14 protein-coding genes are annotated in these 15,969 nt (G+C 63.2%); 2 read left to right on the forward strand and 12 right to left on the reverse strand.

Going from position 1 to position 15,969, the window contains the following annotated elements:
- Positions 1–219: 219 nt before the first annotated feature.
- Genes KAK11_RS06020 through KAK11_RS06030 form a run of 3 tightly spaced genes read right to left on the reverse strand, consistent with a single transcriptional unit; the run spans position 220 to position 3,635 of the window.
- Positions 220–2,466, reverse strand: a complete 2,247-nt coding sequence (locus tag KAK11_RS06020; RefSeq protein WP_210807261.1) for a helicase-related protein — start codon at positions 2,464–2,466, stop codon at positions 220–222.
- A gap of 54 nt (positions 2,467–2,520) precedes the next feature.
- Positions 2,521–3,225, reverse strand: a complete 705-nt coding sequence (locus KAK11_RS06025) for an RES family NAD+ phosphorylase (protein ID WP_246498490.1) — start codon at positions 3,223–3,225, stop codon at positions 2,521–2,523.
- Entirely contained in the window at positions 3,222–3,635 is a 414-nt protein-coding gene (locus KAK11_RS06030; RefSeq protein ID WP_210807263.1) for an MbcA/ParS/Xre antitoxin family protein, read from the reverse strand. Before KAK11_RS06030 ends, KAK11_RS06025 begins: the two co-directional genes overlap by 4 nt.
- Positions 3,636–3,800: 165 nt before the next feature.
- Between KAK11_RS06030 and KAK11_RS06035 the strand changes: the two genes are divergently transcribed.
- Together KAK11_RS06035 and KAK11_RS06040 are read left to right on the forward strand one after the other, a co-directional pair.
- On the forward strand, positions 3,801–4,787 hold the full coding sequence (locus KAK11_RS06035) for a Bug family tripartite tricarboxylate transporter substrate binding protein (protein WP_210807265.1): 987 nt from the start codon (positions 3,801–3,803) through the stop codon (positions 4,785–4,787).
- Positions 4,788–4,917: 130 nt separating this feature from the next.
- The gene (locus tag KAK11_RS06040; RefSeq protein ID WP_246498634.1) at positions 4,918–6,801 is read left to right on the forward strand and encodes a B12-binding domain-containing radical SAM protein; all 1,884 of its coding nucleotides are present in this window, start codon (positions 4,918–4,920) and stop codon (positions 6,799–6,801) included.
- A gap of 46 nt (positions 6,802–6,847) precedes the next feature.
- Here KAK11_RS06040 and KAK11_RS06045 read toward each other — a convergent pair whose 3' ends face one another.
- The 9 genes from KAK11_RS06045 to rseP are packed head-to-tail and all read right to left on the reverse strand — an operon-like array spanning position 6,848 to position 15,955.
- Complete coding sequence (locus KAK11_RS06045) at positions 6,848–7,624, reverse strand: TrmH family RNA methyltransferase (protein ID WP_210807267.1); 777 nt, start codon at positions 7,622–7,624, stop codon at positions 6,848–6,850.
- The gene (gene rnhB, locus KAK11_RS06050) at positions 7,621–8,259 is read right to left on the reverse strand and encodes a ribonuclease HII (protein ID WP_210807273.1); all 639 of its coding nucleotides are present in this window, start codon (positions 8,257–8,259) and stop codon (positions 7,621–7,623) included. Before rnhB ends, KAK11_RS06045 begins: the two co-directional genes overlap by 4 nt.
- Positions 8,228–9,376, reverse strand: coding sequence for a lipid-A-disaccharide synthase (gene lpxB, locus KAK11_RS06055; RefSeq protein WP_210807276.1), 1,149 nt, complete (start codon positions 9,374–9,376; stop codon positions 8,228–8,230). The genes rnhB and lpxB overlap by 32 nt, the downstream gene beginning before the upstream one ends.
- A 7-nt stretch (positions 9,377–9,383) precedes the next feature.
- On the reverse strand, positions 9,384–10,172 hold the full coding sequence (gene lpxA, locus KAK11_RS06060; protein ID WP_210807278.1) for an acyl-ACP--UDP-N-acetylglucosamine O-acyltransferase: 789 nt from the start codon (positions 10,170–10,172) through the stop codon (positions 9,384–9,386).
- Between the two features lie 22 nt (positions 10,173–10,194).
- Positions 10,195–10,632: a 3-hydroxyacyl-ACP dehydratase FabZ gene (gene fabZ, locus KAK11_RS06065; RefSeq protein ID WP_210807953.1), complete on the reverse strand. Its 438-nt coding sequence runs from the start codon at positions 10,630–10,632 to the stop codon at positions 10,195–10,197.
- Between the two features lie 2 nt (positions 10,633–10,634).
- Entirely contained in the window at positions 10,635–11,663 is a 1,029-nt protein-coding gene (gene lpxD, locus KAK11_RS06070; RefSeq protein WP_210807952.1) for a UDP-3-O-(3-hydroxymyristoyl)glucosamine N-acyltransferase, read from the reverse strand.
- A 32-nt stretch (positions 11,664–11,695) separates the two neighbouring features.
- A complete protein-coding gene (locus KAK11_RS06075) occupies positions 11,696–12,211 on the reverse strand; it encodes an OmpH/Skp family outer membrane protein (RefSeq protein WP_210807280.1) in 516 nt (171 codons plus the stop codon).
- 2 nt (positions 12,212–12,213) lie between these two features.
- Positions 12,214–14,559 (reverse strand): outer membrane protein assembly factor BamA, encoded by a 2,346-nt coding sequence (bamA, locus tag KAK11_RS06080; RefSeq protein ID WP_210807282.1) that lies wholly within the window; start codon positions 14,557–14,559, stop codon positions 12,214–12,216.
- A gap of 13 nt (positions 14,560–14,572) precedes the next feature.
- The gene (gene rseP / locus KAK11_RS06085) at positions 14,573–15,955 is read right to left on the reverse strand and encodes an RIP metalloprotease RseP (protein WP_210807284.1); all 1,383 of its coding nucleotides are present in this window, start codon (positions 15,953–15,955) and stop codon (positions 14,573–14,575) included.
- Positions 15,956–15,969 lie beyond the last annotated feature (14 nt).

The raw sequence follows: 15,969 nt of genomic DNA on the forward strand, positions 1-15,969 counted from the left end.
CTCCGGCCGGGCCGAGTGTGCTGCAGTCAAAGGTCTTGCCAGTACAGCCAGGATGGCTGCAAGCTTCACGCCATGAACTTCGCTCTGATGGCTTGGCTCAAGTATGTTGACGTGGGCCCCTGTTTGACATGCGCGCAATGCACTTGCAGCGCCATGACCAGGGCGGCTACTCCCCAAAGACAAGCGATGATTCTACCCTGGCCCAAGCTCACGGGCTCTTCAGCGCTTTCTGCCCCGCGCCTGCCACAGCGGCCGCTTGCCTTTGAGGTGGCGCTCAATGCCATCATTCAGACGATTGCGCAGGTCTAGCACTTCGTTCAGATGGCCATAAATGCCGGGGAAGCGCAGGTCCAACCACAGCCACAGCGTGCAGGCCCGCAGGCTTTGCTCCATGCGGTCGAGGCGGCTGTGTTCGTCCACCTCATCCAAGAAATGCGGCGCGTCCACGCTGCCATGTTTGGCATGCTGCCAAGCCCAATCCAAAAAGGTTTGAACGGCGTTGTCGGTGCGAGTATCCACCGGCGCCTGGGCATAGGTGAAGCGCTGCCGCAGCTCTAGCCCACCGGCTTGGGTGTCCAGCTCTTGGGCCAAAGCCAGCATGCCTTCCAGCTCAGCCACCTGAAAGTGTGCGTTATCCAAACGCAACTGCTCCATGAACACCGTCAGCACTTCATGCAGCCCGTTCTTGCCCAAGCGGCTGGCGATGGTGCTGACATGCCACCAGTTGGGCGCCACCGGGGCTTTGAAGTTGCGCGGCGCGCGGGGCGTGCGCGGCAGCAGGTCTCTCAAGGCCCGCATCGCCGTGGGCTCGGCCTCGTGCAGCACGCCGGTAAAGCCTTCTTCATGGATACCAAAGCGCCCGGCCCGGCCGGCGATCTGGTGCACCTCGGATTCATTCAGGGGTCTGTCGCCCACGCCGTCGAACTTGGTCAGCGTGGAGAACAGCACGCGGCGGATCGGCAGGTTCAAACCCATGCCAATCGCATCGGTGGCCACCAACAGGTGCGATTCGCCGCTGGCAAAACGCTCGGCCTCGCGGCGCCGCACCTCAGGCGGCAGCGCGCCATACACCACTGAGACGGGGTGGCCGTTGGCGGCGATTTGGTCGCGCAGCATCAGCACTTCGCGCCGGCTGAAAGCCACCACCGCGTCGCCCTTCTTCAGCGCTGCGATGGGTACAGGGGACTTGAGCAATTGCACTTGCTGCTTGCGCTCAAAGTGCTGGACTTGCACCGCCTCACCGCACAGGCCCAACAGGCTCTCGATGGCCGGCACGGCATAGGCTGAACAGATGATGATCAACTCGCGCGCCGGCACGCCCACAATGGCTTGGGTCCAGGCCCAGCCGCGCGAGGCGTCAAAAATCATCTGCGCTTCGTCGATGACGGCCACGTCGATCACGTCGCGGGTGTTGACCATCTCGATGGTGCTGGAGACGGCCCGCGCGCCTTCAACGGGCACACGCTCTTCGCCGGTCAGCAGCGAGCACGGTACACCGCGCGCCACCAAACGATCGCGCCCTTCCAAGGCCAGCAGGCGCAGCGGCGCCAAATAGGCGCCGTCCAGGGCACCTGCGAGCTTTTCAAAGGCGTGATAGGTCTTGCCGCTGTTGGGCGGCCCGACAAACAAGGTGACTTTGCGTTGCAGGCGGCGCGCTTGCTCAAAGCTGTCCGGGTAGCCCTGAAACGCCAGCTCTTGGTTCAGGCGGCTGAGCGTGTGCTGCTCGGCCACCTGGTGCGACCAGCGCTCTTGCGCGCGGGTGCAAGCGGCCAGCAGGCCTTCCAACGCCTGGGGTCGGGCGCACTCGGCCTGCAAACGGGCCAGAAGCGAGGGCAATTGGCTGGCGTCTTGCTGTGCACCGCGCTCGACTAGCGCATCCACATGCGCGGCCACCACCGCTGCGTCCGGGTAGTCGGGTGCCGGGCCCAGTTGTGCCAGCAAGACGCGCAGGTCCCCGGTGCGGAAAAAGGTCCACACCGCGTCCGCGAGCGCTGCGGCCCGAAAGGCCACCGAGACCGCCCCGGCCGGCGCATGGGCCACGCGGGTCCAGGCCGCATGCTGCACCGGCAAAGGCTGGCGCACGAGGCGCTCCCAGCCATCCAGACGACGGCTCAGGGCTTGGGTCTCCAAGATGGCCGAGCGCTCGAGCATCAGGGCGCGGGTTTCGCGGCCCACGCCCACCTCGTCCAAGTGTCGCAGCGCCGCGTCCAGCAGCGAGGGGGCGATCCAGCGGCTTGGGCGCTGGTGGGCCACGGCCTTTTGCAGCAGCACCAAGCCCATCGCGTCCAGCGTGCGCTCAGCCTCGGCGGCGTCATCGGGCAACAGGTCTGCGGGCTTGACGACCTGGGGCAGGTTGTAAGCGCCTTGGCGGATGCGCTCAAGCGCCTCGGGGCTGATGTGAGCGGGGATACGGGCCAGGTGGCTCGCGTTGGGCAGCCGAACGGCGCGGGGGGACTCAGCGGACATGGATGGGCCGCAGAAGCGGCAAGTTGAACCTTGTCATGATAGGTGCTTAGCGGATCAGAGGCTTTGCGGGTCCGACTTGATGCACCAACTGGCCATGCGCTGGCCGTCCCAGTGCAAGGCCACATGGGCGCACTGCACCACGGGCAAGGCCAGTGCACGGGGCCGAAACACGGCCACACACTCTCCGCCAGGGCGGCGCACACTGCGGTAGGCCACGCCCCAGGACTGCGCCTCGCGAAGCCGGCGCGCCCACTGTTGGGGGGCGGCATAGTCGTCGGGCTGGTGCAGGCATTGCCAAGCCTTGCCGCGCAGGTCATGCAAGGGCTGCACCACGCGTGCGCCATAGGCCCGCATGTCGACCTGCAGGGCAGGCTCTTGGGTCGCGGCCAGAAAGCGGCTGCGGTGGTGGCTGACTTCGGCCACCGCCGTCTCCAGGCTCTCCGCGCCGTAGTAAACGCCCCAGGTCCCGTCCGAGAAGCGGCTCCCCTCCGGATTGAGGTGGCAAAACGCCGCCATCACCGGGGTGGAGCCATCGCCGCTGACCCGCTCGGCCACTGGCACCAAATGGATTTGCCCGATCTCATCGCGCAGGCGCGGGTTGGTCAGGGCTTGGATGGCGAAGACAGCGTCCAACTCTTGGGGCCGGGCCACCCGATCAAACAGGCTGGTGGGCGGAAAGCGGCTGGGAATGAGCCGATAGCAGGGGTTCCAACCCAACTCTTTGGCGCGCGGGGCACGCTGGGCGGGCAAGACCGTCATGAGAAGTCCCCACCGCGCTGGGCGTCCAGGTATTGCGCCACCACCATCAGATCACCCACCTGACCGCCCAAAAGCCTGGACAGGGCGGTCTGTCCACCGAACAAAGGGGCGGCATTGGGCTTGTGCAGCCAGGCCCTGGCGCGTTCGGGCACCGGCAGCAGGATCTCCAGTGCGGCATAGATGCGGAACAGGTAACTCAGACGCTCCAGCACCACGGGCTCCAGCCCGCTGCGCACCCTGCCCGCTTTCCAGGCAAACAAGGTGGTGCGGCCCACGCCCAGCAGGACCTGCTCTTGGGCCGGCTGCAAGCCCCACTCCTGCGCCATGCGAAAGAACACGGCCAAGGCTTGAGCGGCGGTGTCTCGGCCGAAAGCGTCGACAGGGGCGGTGTGAGCAAGCAAAGTAGACATGGCGGTAGCCGGTGAAGGGGTTGACCGCAGTTTAGTACTCTAGTGAACTATTTTCAACTTTTAGTTCACCATTAAACCGATTGAAGAAATGCACCAAGAGTGCGCATCTCCCTGAATTGGCACTATCCTTCGCACCGATGTTTCAAAACGCATGAGGAGCTCTTGATGTCCCCCACGAAGTCGTCACGCCGTCGTTTGCTGCTGGGCAGCCTGGCCTTGGCCGCCACCACCTTGGCGGGCGCCGCACAGGCGCAGTCCGGCAAGACCATCAAGCTCTTGGTGGGCTTCCCGGCTGGGGGCGGCACCGATGCCATTGCCCGCTTGCTGGCCGAGCACCTGAAGGACGAACTGGGGGCCAACATCATCGTGGAGAACAAAGCCGGCGCGGGTGGCCAGTTGGCCGCGCAAGCCTTGAAGGCCGCAGCGCCTGATGGCACGACGCTGTTTTTGTCCCATGACCACAGCATCTCCATCCTGCCTCAGGTGGTCAAAACACCGGGCTACGAGCCCGCAAAAGACTTTGTGCCGGTGGCTGGCTTTGCCAGTTTTGTGAATGCCCTGGCCGTCTCGGGCGGCACGCCGGTGAAGGACTACAAGGACTATGTGGCTTGGCTGCGCGGCGCGGGCCAAGGCAAGGGCGCGGTGGGCATCCCGGCCCCGGCTTCCACACCGGAGTTTTTGGTCAAGGTCTTGGGCCAAAAGAACACGCTGGACCTGGTGCCCGTGCCCTACCGCGGCAGTGCCCCGATGATGGCCGACATGCTGGGTAACCAGATTGCGGCCGGCGTGGGCTCGGTGCCCGACTTCATCGACAACCACCGTAACGGCAAAATCAAGGTGGTGGCCGTAGCCGGCACCAGCCGCCAAGGCGTGCTGCCCGATGTGCCCACCTTCGCCGAGCTGGGCGTCGCTGGCTTTGAAGAAGTGCCCTACTACGGGGTGTTTGCCCCCACCGGCACACCACGCGCCTTCATTGATAGCTTCTCAAGCGCCATGGCCAAGGTGCTGGACAAGCGGGAGGTGCGGGCCCGCATGTTGGCCATGGGACTGACCCCCGGCCACATGACGCCCGAGCAATTGGGCCAACGCGAACGCGGCTACACCACGGCGTGGGCCCGCATCATCAAGAACAGCGGCTTTAACCCTCAGTAAGCCGCTGAGGGCATGGATGGGACAATCGCTCGCATCCATGCCCGAGTCGTTCAAGCCCCCCTCCCCTGCTGTGGTTGCCACACCGCCCACAGACACCCCAGCCTTCACAGTGTTGTCTGTCATCCCACCGATGACGCAGCTCAACACGCCTTACCCCTCCACCGCCTACCTCACCGGCTTTTTGCGCAGCCAAGGGATCAGCGCCGTTCAAGAAGACCTGGCGCTGGCCCTGGTGCTGGCCTTGCTCAGCCCCGAAGGCTTGGACCAGGTGCGCGACGCGGCCGAGCAGTTGCCCCCTCAAAAGCACACCCCCCAGGTGCAGCAGTTCTTGGCGGAGTTTTCCAACTACCGCGCCACCATCGGTCCCACCATCGCCTTTTTGCAAGGCGCAGACCCCACGCTGGCCCACCGCATCAATGCCCGGCGCTATCTGCCCGAAGGCGCACGTTTTGCCAGCCTAGACGGCTATCTCGCCGAAGACGGCGCCGACCCGCTGGCCTGGGCTTTCGGTGCGCTGGGCTTGCAGGACCGCGCCCGCCACTTGGCGACGCTCTATCTGAATGACCTGGCCGATGTGCTGCGCGACGCGGTAGATGCACGCTTTGAATTTGTGCGCTATGCCGAGAAGCTGGCGACCAGCCAACCCACTTTTGAGCCGCTCGCCCGCGCCCTGGCCGCCGAGCCCAACCTGCTGGACCGCAGCCTGGCCCGGCTCACGCTGGACACGATGGCCAAGCATCAGCCACAGTTGGTGTTGCTCTCGGTGCCTTTCCCTGGCGCGCTCTATGCGGCGCTGCGCATCGCACAGACCATCAAGGCCCACCACCCCGGCGTGGCGATTGCACTGGGCGGCGGTTTTGTGAACACCGAGCTGCGCGAGCTGACCGAAGCACGCCTGTTCGACTTTGTGGACTATGTGACGCTGGACGCCGGCGAGCGCCCGCTGTTGGCCCTGATTGCCCACCTGCAAGGAAAGCGCTCTCGCGAGCGCCTGGTGCGCACCTTTGTGCGCGAAGCCGGCGCGGTGCAGCTGATCCAATTTCCCGAGGCCGACATCGCTTTCAGCGACGTGGGCACACCCACCTGGGACGGCCTGCCGCTGAACCGTTATCTCTCGCTGCTGGACATGCTCAACCCCATGAACCGGCTCTGGAGTGACGGACGCTGGAACAAGCTCACCGTGGCCCACGGCTGCTACTGGAAGAAATGCAGCTTTTGCGACGTGAGTCTGGACTACATCTCGCGCTTCGACGCAGCCAGTGCCGAAGTGCTGGCAGATCGCATCGAGGCCATCGTCCAAGAAACTGGCCAGACCGGCTTTCACTTTGTGGATGAAGCGGCTCCGCCCAAATCCCTCAAGGCCTTGGCCCAGGAGCTGCTGCGGCGCGACCTGCGTATCTCTTGGTGGGGCAATATCCGCTTCGAGAAGACCTTTACACCCGAGTTGAGCGAGTTGCTGGCCGAGAGCGGCTGCATCGCGATGAGCGGCGGCTTAGAAGTGGCCTCCGACCGGCTCTTGGCACTGATGAAGAAAGGCGTCTCGGTGGAGCAAGTGGCGCGGGTCACCAAAGGCATGGCTGATGCCGGCATCTTGGTGCATGCCTACCTGATGTATGGCTTCCCGACCCAAACCGTGCAAGACACGGTCGATGCGCTGGAGTATGTGCGGCAGTTGTTCGAGAACGGTTGCATCCACAGCGGCTTCTTCCACCGCTTTGCTTGCACGGTGCATTCGCCGGTAGGCTTGCGCCCTCAAGACTACGGCGTCGAACTCCTGCCCCTGCCCCCATCTCCCTTTGCCAAGAACGATGTGGGCTTTATCGACCCCACCGGCACCGACCACGACGCACTGGGCCAGGGCTTGAAGAAAGCGCTCTACAACTATATGCACGGCATCGGTCTGGACGAAGACGTGCGGGCTTGGTTTGAGCAAGTCAAAGGCAAAGTGCCCAAGCCCACGGTGTCACGGCATCGCATCGCCAAGGCGTTGCAGGCTGGAGAGCGGCGGCATTGAAGAAGCGCACGGCAAGCACCTTGCCGCCGCGATACCGGTCAAAGGGTCAGGCCGGCGCCTGGGTGCTGTAGAGGCAAATCGCCGCCGCTGCGGCCACATTGAGCGACTCTTCCCCACCGGGCTGCGGAATGCGCACCGTGTGGCTGCAGCGCGCCATCAGGGCCTCGCTGACGCCCTGCCCTTCGTGGCCCATCACCCAAGCGCAAGGCCAGGGCAGCGGGGATTGGCCCAGCACCAGGCCCTGGTGCGAGCTGGTGGCGAGCAAGGGGACCTGAAGGGTGGCCAGATCGTCATCCGAGAGACCTTCAATCAACTGCATCGCAAAGTGCGCCCCCATGCCGGCGCGCACCACTTTGGGCGACCACAGCGCCGCCGTGCCCTTCAAGGCCAGCACCTGGCGCACACCAAAGGCAGCGGCGCTGCGCAGAATGCTGCCGACGTTGCCGGCGTCTTGCAGGCGATCCAGCACCACGGTGAAGGCCTGCGGGGCCAAGGCCTGCGTCGGCGGCAATGGCATCAGGGCGCCAATGCGGCCGGGGGTGTCCAAGGTGCTCAAGCCCGCGAACAGCGCATCAGGCACTTCCACAACGCGCCGCACGTCAGCCGCCCAGCGGCGCCAATCCGCGCGTTGAGCCCAGGCCGATTCGGCGACCACCAGCTCGGACAGTGCCACGCCCCGCTGCAGCGCCGCACTGATGAGATGGTCACCTTCCAACCAGACCTGCCCTTGCTTGCGATAGGCCGCGGAGTCGGCCCCCAGCTTGCGAATGCGCACCAGCAAGGGGTTGTCTTTGGAGCTGATGCGCTCGGTATGCGTCGTCATGCCGCGGCCGCTTTGAGGTTCAGGGCCTGGCGCACCGGGCCAAAGCTCTGGCGGTGCACGGGCGACGCGCCGTGTTCGCGCAAAGCCTGCAAGTGAAGCGCCGTGGGGTAGCCCTTGTGGGTGGCAAAGCCGTAGTGCGGCCATTGGGTGTGCATGTCCAGGCACAGCCGGTCACGGTGGACCTTGGCCAAGATAGATGCGGCCGAGATGGCCTGCACTTTGGCGTCGCCCTTCACGATGGCCTCGGCCGGAATCTTGAGCACCGGCAGACGGTTGCCATCGACCAGCACTTTGGCAGGCAGCAAGCGCAGTCCTTCGACAGCGCGCTTCATCGCCAGCATCGTGGCATGCAGGATGTTGAGGCGGTCGATCTCCTCCACCGAGGCCTCAGCAATGCAAAAGCACAGGGCTTTGCCGCGAATCTCGTCAAACAAGGCGTCTCGCTTGCGCTCGGTCAGCACCTTGGAGTCCTTGAGGCCCTTGATGGGCTGCAAGTCGTCCAGGATGACGGCCGCAGCCACCACGGGGCCTGCCAGAGGGCCGCGGCCGGCCTCATCCACGCCAGCCAGAAGGCCAGAAGTGGAGAAGTGCAACGTGAGTTGCTCAGGCTTTTTGGAGGAGCGTCGCGAGGGCATCGCTGGAGCGGGCGGAAGTGTCCTGCCGCAGACTGTGGTGAAGATCCGTGAATTGTCGCTGCAAGCGCTCTTGCCGCGGCACATCATCCAGCCAGGCCAAGCCCGCTTGCGCGATGGCCTGGGGCTCGGCAGCGTCTTGAATGAACTCGGGCACGACAAAGTCTTTGAGCAAGATGTTGGGCAGGCCAAACCAGGGCTGGTAGGCCATGCGCCGCATGAGCTGCCAGTTCAGCCACCCCAGGCGATAGACGATGACCATGGGCCGCTTGTACAGCGCGGCTTCCAGCGTGGCGGTGCCGCTGGCAATCAGCGTCACATCACAAGCCGCCAGCACTTCATGCGAGCGGCCGTCCACCAGTTGCAGGTTTAAGTGGCTGGCCCCGGCCTCCACCACGGCTTGCTCCACCATCGTCCGCAAGCCTGGGGCGATGGGCAGCACAAAACGTAATTCAGGGCGGCGTTGTGCCATCAGCAGCGCAGCCTGCAGCAGCGCGGGTGCAATGTGGCGGATCTCGCTGCGGCGGCTGCCCGGCAGCAAGGCGACGACGGTGTCTTCCTCGGCCAGTGCCAAACTCCGCCGGGCGTCGGCCCGCGGCACATCAAGCGGCACTTTGTCGGCCATCGGATGGCCCACAAAAGTAGCGGCCACACCGTGTTGGGCCAGGAGCGCTGGCTCAAAGGGGTAGAGGCACAGCACATGATCCGCAGCGGCGGCCAGCTTCTTGACGCGTTCGCCGCGCCAAGCCCAGATGGACGGGCAGACAAAGTGCACCGTGCGAATGCCGGCGGCCTTGAGGGGGGCCTCCAGGCCGAAGTTGAAGTCGGGCGCGTCGACGCCAATGAAGACATCCGGTCGCTCTTGCAGCAACCTATCGCGCAACTGGTTGCGGATGCCGACCAACTCGCGGTAATGGCGCAGTGCGTCGACAAAGCCGAAGACGGAGAGCTTGTCGCTGGGCCACCAAGCCTCAAAGCCTTGGGCCAACATTTGCGGCCCGCCAATGCCCACAGCCCGGGTGCCGGGCCAGCGCTCGTGCAAGCCTGCCAGCAGCAAGCTGGCCAATTGGTCGCCAGAGGCCTCACCGGCCACCATCGCCAGACGTGGGGCGGGGGTCATGGGCGAGTCAGCGGACGATGCCGCGTTTGGCGCCGGCCAAAAAGTCCAGCATCACGGCAATGTCGCCATCGGCGCTGGGCTCGCTGCCTTTGAGCGCAGCGATGGCCTCCACGGCTTCGGCCAGCGGCAGAGAAGAGCGATACAGCAGCTTGTGCATGCGCCGAATGACCGCGGTACGCTCATCGGTGAAGCCGCGACGCTTCAGGCCCGTCATGTTGACGGCACGGGCTTGCAAGGGGTTGCCGTCCACCGTCATGAAGGGCGGGACATCTTGCGCGACATGGCCCTGAAAACCAATCATCGCGTGAGCGCCGATGTGCACAAACTGATGCACGCCTGTCAGTCCGCCCACAGTGGCCCAATCACCCACATGCACATGGCCGGCCAAGGTTGCACCATTGGCCAATACCGTGCGGTCGCCGATGCGCACATCATGGGCCACATGGACATAGGCCATGATCCAGTTGTGTGAGCCAATGCGCGTCACGCCCTCTTCCTTGAGCGTGCCCAAATTCAAAGTGCAGAACTCGCGGACGGTGTTGTGGTCGCCAATCACCAGCTCAGTGGGCTCGCCACCATAGCTCATGTCTTGCGGTACCGCACCAATCGAGCTGAACTGGAAGAAGCGGTTGTGCTGGCCGATCGTGGTGCGGCCTCCGACCACACAGTGCGGGCCGATGTCTGAGCCGGCACCAATGCGCACATGGGGGCCAATCACGGCATAAGGGCCTACACGCACCGAGCTGTCCAGCTCAGCAGCGGCATCGACAACAGCCGTTGGGTGAATCAAGGCCATAGGCAGGCTCAAAGGCTGTGGGTCAGGCAATCTTGCGCATGGTGCACATCAGCTCAGCCGATGCCGCCACCTCGCCGTCCACCGTGGCTTGAGCCTTGTACTTGTAGATGCCACCTTTGACGCGGTCAATGCTGGCTTCGATCAGCAGTTGATCACCTGGCTCCACAGGTCGCTTGAAGCGCGCCGAGTCGATGCCCGCAAAGTAGACCACGGTGTCGTCACCCGGGTCCAGTTCAGCAGAAGCAAAGGACAGCAAAGCCGCCGACTGAGCCATGGCTTCGAGGATCAACACACCCGGCATCACAGGGCGATGCGGAAAATGGCCGTTGAAGAAGGGCTCGTTGATCGTGACGTTCTTGACCGTCAGGATGCGAACGTTTTTTTCAAGCTCGCGCACCCGGTCCACCAAGAGCATGGGGTAACGGTGCGGAAGGCGTTTGAGAATCTGGTGGATATCCATGATCATGATGCGAATTTCTTCTCTAAAGCACGCAGGCGAGCCCGTAGCGTGTGCAATTGGCGCAAGGTGGCCGCGTTCTTCTCCCAAGCGCCATTGTCGTCGATTGGGAAGACGCCGCTGTACTGCCCGGGCTTGATGATGGAACTCATCACCACGCTGGCCGCCGAAATATGCACATGGTCGCCAATCTCGAGATGGCCCAAGATCATGGCTGCGCCGCCAAAGGTGCAGTGTTTGCCAATTCGCGCACTTCCCGCAACCCCTACACAGCCAGCCATGGCGGTGTGGGCCCCAATATGGACGTTGTGGGCGATTTGGATCAGGTTGTCGAGCTTGACACCATCTTCCAAGACGGTGTCGTCCAGGGCGCCTCGGTCGACGCAGGTATTGGCGCCAATATCCACATCGTCGCCCAAACGCACGGCCCCCAATTGCTCAATGCGGGTCCAAGCCCCGGCCTGGGGTGCGAAGCCGAAACCATCCGCACCGATCACGGCTCCGCTATGGATCATGCCGCGAGCGCCGACACGGCAGTGCTCCCCGAAGCTGACCCGCGCCGCGAGGCGGGTGTGCGCCCCCAGCACAGCACGGGTACCCACCACGGTGTGAGGGCCGATCACGACGCCTTCGCCGATGTGGGCCCCCTCTTCAATGACGACAAAAGCACCGATGCGGGCCGACGGATGAAGCTGCACGCCCTGCCCGATGTGGGCCGTAGGGTGAACGCCGGCAGGCTGCTGGGCGCGCTGGCGCTGCACCCACCACTGCGTCAATCGGGCGTAGTAGAGGTAAGGATCGGGGGTGAGGATGGCCGCAGCGCGTTGCTGAGCCAGTTCCCGATGCTCAGGCCGCAAGATGACACAACCGGCCTGGCTGGCGTGCAACTGGGCCAAAAACTTGTTTTGCGCCAGAAAGCTGATGCTGTGCGCGTCAGCACTGTGCAACGACGCGATGCGATGCAGCCCCAAGCTGGGGTCACCCAGCACCTCGCCGCCCAAAGCTGCAGCCACATCGGCCACAGAGGCGTGCACCGCCGCGCCGGCTGCAGCATGAGGGAGGCCGCTCACTTGCCTGCGTTCAGGGCGTCGATCACGCGCTTGGTGATGTCAACGCGGGGGCTGAAGAACGCGGCCTCGGTGATGATGAGATCGTATTTTTCTTGGTCGAAAATCTGCTTGATGACCTTGCTGGCGCGCTCGCTGACGGCTGCCAACTCTTCGCTCTTGCGCTGGTTCAGGTCTTCCAGCAGTTCGCGGCGCTTGCGCTGGAAATCACGTTCCTGTTCCGACAACTCACGCTGGCGACGAGTCCGCTCGGCCTCGGAGATGGTGGGCGCTTCTTTTTCAAGCTTCTCCATCGATTGACGCAGGCGATTACCGGTGTCGTTCAGCTCGGTTTCGCGCTTCTTGAACTCGGCCTCGAGCTTGGCTTGAGCCGCCTTGGCAGGTGCTGCTTCACGCAGCACGCGCTCGCCATTGACATAGCCAATCTTCAGTTCCTGCGCCGACGCCGTGCCAGTGGCACCCAGGGCCGCGGTGAGGGCCAGGGTCTGCGCGATAGTTTTGAAAAGCGAGCTCATCGTCAGAATGCCGATCCGATTTGAAACTGGAAGCGTTGAATTTTATCGCCCTTGAACGAGCGCAATGGGGTGCCGTAGCTGAGTTTGAGCGGCCCGACGGGCGAGATCCAGCTCAAGCCAATACCCGCTGAGGCGCGCAAATCACTCAATGAATTGGTTTGACCGCGCTCTTCGTTGTTCAGAGTTTGGGCACCCAGATTGTTTTGAGTACGCCAGACGTTGCCGGCATCGGCAAAGCCGAAAATGCGTAGCGACTTATCGTTACCGCTGCCGGGCACAGGCACGTAAAGCTCGGCGTTCAAATTCAGCTTGCGAGAGCCACCGTCATAGGCGCCCGTGATGTCCACGCCGCCGAAGGAGCCTTGCTCGAACACACGGACGGAGCCCAAGCCGCCCCCGGTGAAGTTCTTGAAGGTCGGGTAACTGCGACCCATGATGCCGTAACCCAAACCGACTTCGCCGTTGAGGCCCAACGTGAGCTTCCAGGGCAGGCCAATGTACTGTTGGTACTGTGCGTTCAGGCGCGCATAGCGCAAATCACCCAACAAGCTCATGTCCAAGTTGAGTCGCTTGTAGGAGCCCCGCGTTGGCGTGATGGGATTGTCTCGCTCGTCACGCGCCCAGCCGACGGTCAAGGGAATCGACAGGCTATGGCTGCCGTATTGGTTGCGGTGCAAGACATAGCTCTGAGGCAGACCCGAAGCCGTGCCGATGATGTTCTGCTCAGCGCCAATGCCCATGAAGACCGTGTCGTACTCGGTGAACGGCACACCAAAACGGATCGCCGTGCCAGCAGTGGCCAACTGGAACTCTTCAGCCAGACTGTTCAAGGGCCGAGACGTCTTGTAGTAGAGGTCAAGCGTGCGGGAGACACCGTCATCGGTGAAGTAAGGATCGGTGGTGCTCACCACCAAATTGCGGCTGGTCTTGCCCGTGTTGACATCCAGCCCCAAACGATTGCCCGACCCAAAGATGTTCTCTTTTTGGACCGAGACGCTGATGGTCAGCTTGTCGGTTTGGGAGTAGCCCGCGGCCAGCAACAAGCTGCCAGTGGCCTTCTCGGTGACGTTGAAGGCCAGATCCACTTGGTCCGGTGCGCCCGGGACTTCGTTGGTGTCGACCGTGACCTCATTGAAAAAGCCCAGGCGCTCGACACGGTCGCGCGAGAGCTTGATCTTGGCGCCGTCATACCAAGAAGACTCCAACTGGCGGAACTCGCGGCGAATCACTTCATCACGCGTCACGGTATTGCCCGCCACGCTGATGCGCCGCACGTTGACGCGCTGGCCCGGCACACCCTGCAGCACAACGGCGACTTGGCCAGTTTTGCGGTCGATTTCGGTACGCGGCTCGACCCGCGCAAAGGCATAGCCGTAGGTACCGTAATGGTCCGTGAACTGCCGTTGTGTGGCAGTGACGTCGTCACCACGATAGGCTTGACCCGGCTGAACCAGCACGCGCTGTCGGAAGTCTTGCTCGCGCCCGAGATAGTCCCCTTCCAGGCGCACCGAAGTCACCACGTAAGGCTGGCCTTCATCGATGGTGATGTTGATGCTGATGTCCTGCTTGTCGGGCGAAATGGTGACCTGGGTCGACTTGACATCAAACTCCAAATAGCCGCGGTTCAGATAGTAGGAGCGCAGCTTTTCAAGGTCAGCATTGAGCTTGGAGCGGGCGTATCGATCAGTCTTGGTATACCAAGTCAGCCACCCACCGACGGTCAGGTCCAATTCGCCCAGCAGTGTGGACTCCGAAAAGGCCTTGGCCCCCAGGATTCGAATCTCCTTGATCTTGGCGACATCGCCTTCGACCACGGTGAAGGTCACGTCGACACGGTTACGCTCGATCGGTGTGGCCGTGGTCACGACTTCCGCGCCATACAAGCTCTTGGAGAGGTATTGGCGCTTGATTTCTTGCTCAGCTCGGTCCACCACCGCTTTGTCAAACGGCAGGCCTTCGCCCACGCCATTTTCTTTCAGGGCTTTGACCAACTGGTCTTTGTCAAACTCGCGCAAGCCGACGAAGTTGACCGACGCCACGATGGAGCGCTCATCGACGACGACGACGACGACTTTGTCATCGATGTCCAGACGAACGTCTTTGAACAGGCCCGTCGCAAACAAGGCCCGCAGCGCAGCAGCCCCTTTGTCGTCGGTGTAGGTATCGCCCACGCGGAAGGGCAAGGCTCCAAACACGCTGCCAGGGTCGCCGCGCTGCAGGCCTTCAATGCGGATATCCCGGATCTGAAAGGGCTCAGCAGCCAATGCAGGCAAGGCCTGGGCTGCGCACACCAAAGCCACCAAGGCAGGAATGGGGCGCAAAGAATTCGGGTTGAAGAAAGAGGGCATCACAGGGGTGTGTTCAGGGCAGGCCAAAAAGGCGCACCAGGTCGTTGGAGAGGGCGATGGTCATCATCAGCAACAGGGCCAACGCTCCACCGCGTTGCAGCCACTTGAGCCAAACATCGGAGACCGGTCGCCCGGTCAGCCCTTCGAAAAGATAATACATCAGGTGCCCCCCATCGAGCATGGGCAGCGGCAGCAGGTTCAACACACCCAGACTCAAACTGACAAGGGCCAGAAACTCTAGGTAATCTGACAGCCCGCGCTGCACCGATTGCCCCGCGCCTTCCGCAATGGACAGCGGACCGCTCAGGTTCTTGAGCGATGCTTCACCGGTCAACATGCGCCACAGCATCTTCAGACTGAAGGTCGACATCTCGATGGTTCGCGTGACGCCGCGCTCCAAGCCCTCGATCAAGCCATAGCTCACCTCGATCATCGGAGGGGGCGAGCCAATGAACGCTTCGACCCGGCCGAATCGTGCCTCTCCCTCTGTCGAGACCTTGGGGGACACCTGCAGTGTCATGCGCTGACCTGCACGCTCAATGGTCCAGTGCATCGGGGCCGGCGCATCGACATGAGCCCGAATGCGGTCTCGCAGCCAGGCCGCATCCAGCACCACTTGCTCGTCCACCAAGAGCACTCGATCGCCCTTCTGCAGACCCGCCGCAGAGGCCGCACCACCGGCTTTGACCTCGCCCATCACAGGCTCGGCATAACCGCCTCGCAAGCCTATACGGGTGATGGTCTTCAGGTCGAGCTGTGCGCCTTCACCCAAGTGCGACAACTCCAGCAACACTTCTTGGCGTTTGCGACCCTCTTCTTTACCCACCAAGAGATGTAAAGACTGCCCTTGACCGGCGGCTTGATCCAAAGACTGGAACAGATCCGCAAAGCTGATCACATCACGCCACTCCGACGCCTCGGTGCTGCGCGTGGCCAGCACACGGTCTCCAGCCCTCAACCCGGCCTGCGCCGCCAAGCTGGCCGCAGGCGGTGTGGCCAACACGGCTTCAGGCTCTTTCTTGCCGGTCCAGGCCACCAGCGTGAACAGCAACACGGCCAAGAGCAGGTTCAGCAACGGCCCCGCAGCCACAATGGCCGCGCGCTGGCGCAACGGCTTGGCATCGAAGGTGAAGGCTCGCTCGGAGGGCAAGACCACGCCCTCCCGGCTGTCTAGAAAGCGGACATAGCCCCCCAAAGGGAGTGCTGACAGCGTGAACTCCGTGGCGCCCGGGTGGCGCTGCCGACGCCAGAGCACCGAGCCAAAGCCCACCGAGAAGCGCAACACCCGCACACCACACCAGCGCGCCACCTGGTAGTGGCCCCATTCATGCACGATGACCAGCAGGCCCAGCGTGATGATGAAGCCGAAGGTGCTGAAGAAAAAGTTGTTGAGCATGATGGAGAGACTTC

This window comes from Ideonella paludis, assembly GCF_018069865.1.
Taxonomy (GTDB): Bacteria; Pseudomonadota; Gammaproteobacteria; order Burkholderiales; family Burkholderiaceae_C; genus Ideonella; species Ideonella paludis.

Excerpts from the sequence above, each read along its gene's own strand:
- KAK11_RS06020 (WP_210807261.1), bottom strand. The coding sequence starts at position 2,466 with ATGTCCGCTGAGTCCCCCCGCGCCGTTCGGCTGCCCAACGCGAGCCAC.
- KAK11_RS06025 (WP_246498490.1), bottom strand. The coding sequence starts at position 3,225 with ATGACGGTCTTGCCCGCCCAGCGTGCCCCGCGCGCCAAAGAGTTGGGT.
- KAK11_RS06030 (WP_210807263.1), bottom strand. The coding sequence starts at position 3,635 with ATGTCTACTTTGCTTGCTCACACCGCCCCTGTCGACGCTTTCGGCCGA.
- KAK11_RS06035 (WP_210807265.1), top strand. The coding sequence starts at position 3,801 with ATGTCCCCCACGAAGTCGTCACGCCGTCGTTTGCTGCTGGGCAGCCTG.
- KAK11_RS06040 (WP_246498634.1), top strand. The coding sequence starts at position 4,918 with ATGACGCAGCTCAACACGCCTTACCCCTCCACCGCCTACCTCACCGGC.
- KAK11_RS06045 (WP_210807267.1), bottom strand. The coding sequence starts at position 7,624 with ATGACGACGCATACCGAGCGCATCAGCTCCAAAGACAACCCCTTGCTG.
- rnhB (WP_210807273.1), bottom strand. The coding sequence starts at position 8,259 with ATGCCCTCGCGACGCTCCTCCAAAAAGCCTGAGCAACTCACGTTGCAC.
- lpxB (WP_210807276.1), bottom strand. The coding sequence starts at position 9,376 with ATGACCCCCGCCCCACGTCTGGCGATGGTGGCCGGTGAGGCCTCTGGC.
- lpxA (WP_210807278.1), bottom strand. The coding sequence starts at position 10,172 with ATGGCCTTGATTCACCCAACGGCTGTTGTCGATGCCGCTGCTGAGCTG.
- fabZ (WP_210807953.1), bottom strand. The coding sequence starts at position 10,632 with ATGGATATCCACCAGATTCTCAAACGCCTTCCGCACCGTTACCCCATG.
- KAK11_RS06075 (WP_210807280.1), bottom strand. The coding sequence starts at position 12,211 with ATGAGCTCGCTTTTCAAAACTATCGCGCAGACCCTGGCCCTCACCGCG.
- bamA (WP_210807282.1), bottom strand. The coding sequence starts at position 14,559 with ATGCCCTCTTTCTTCAACCCGAATTCTTTGCGCCCCATTCCTGCCTTG.
- rseP (WP_210807284.1), bottom strand. The coding sequence starts at position 15,955 with ATGCTCAACAACTTTTTCTTCAGCACCTTCGGCTTCATCATCACGCTG.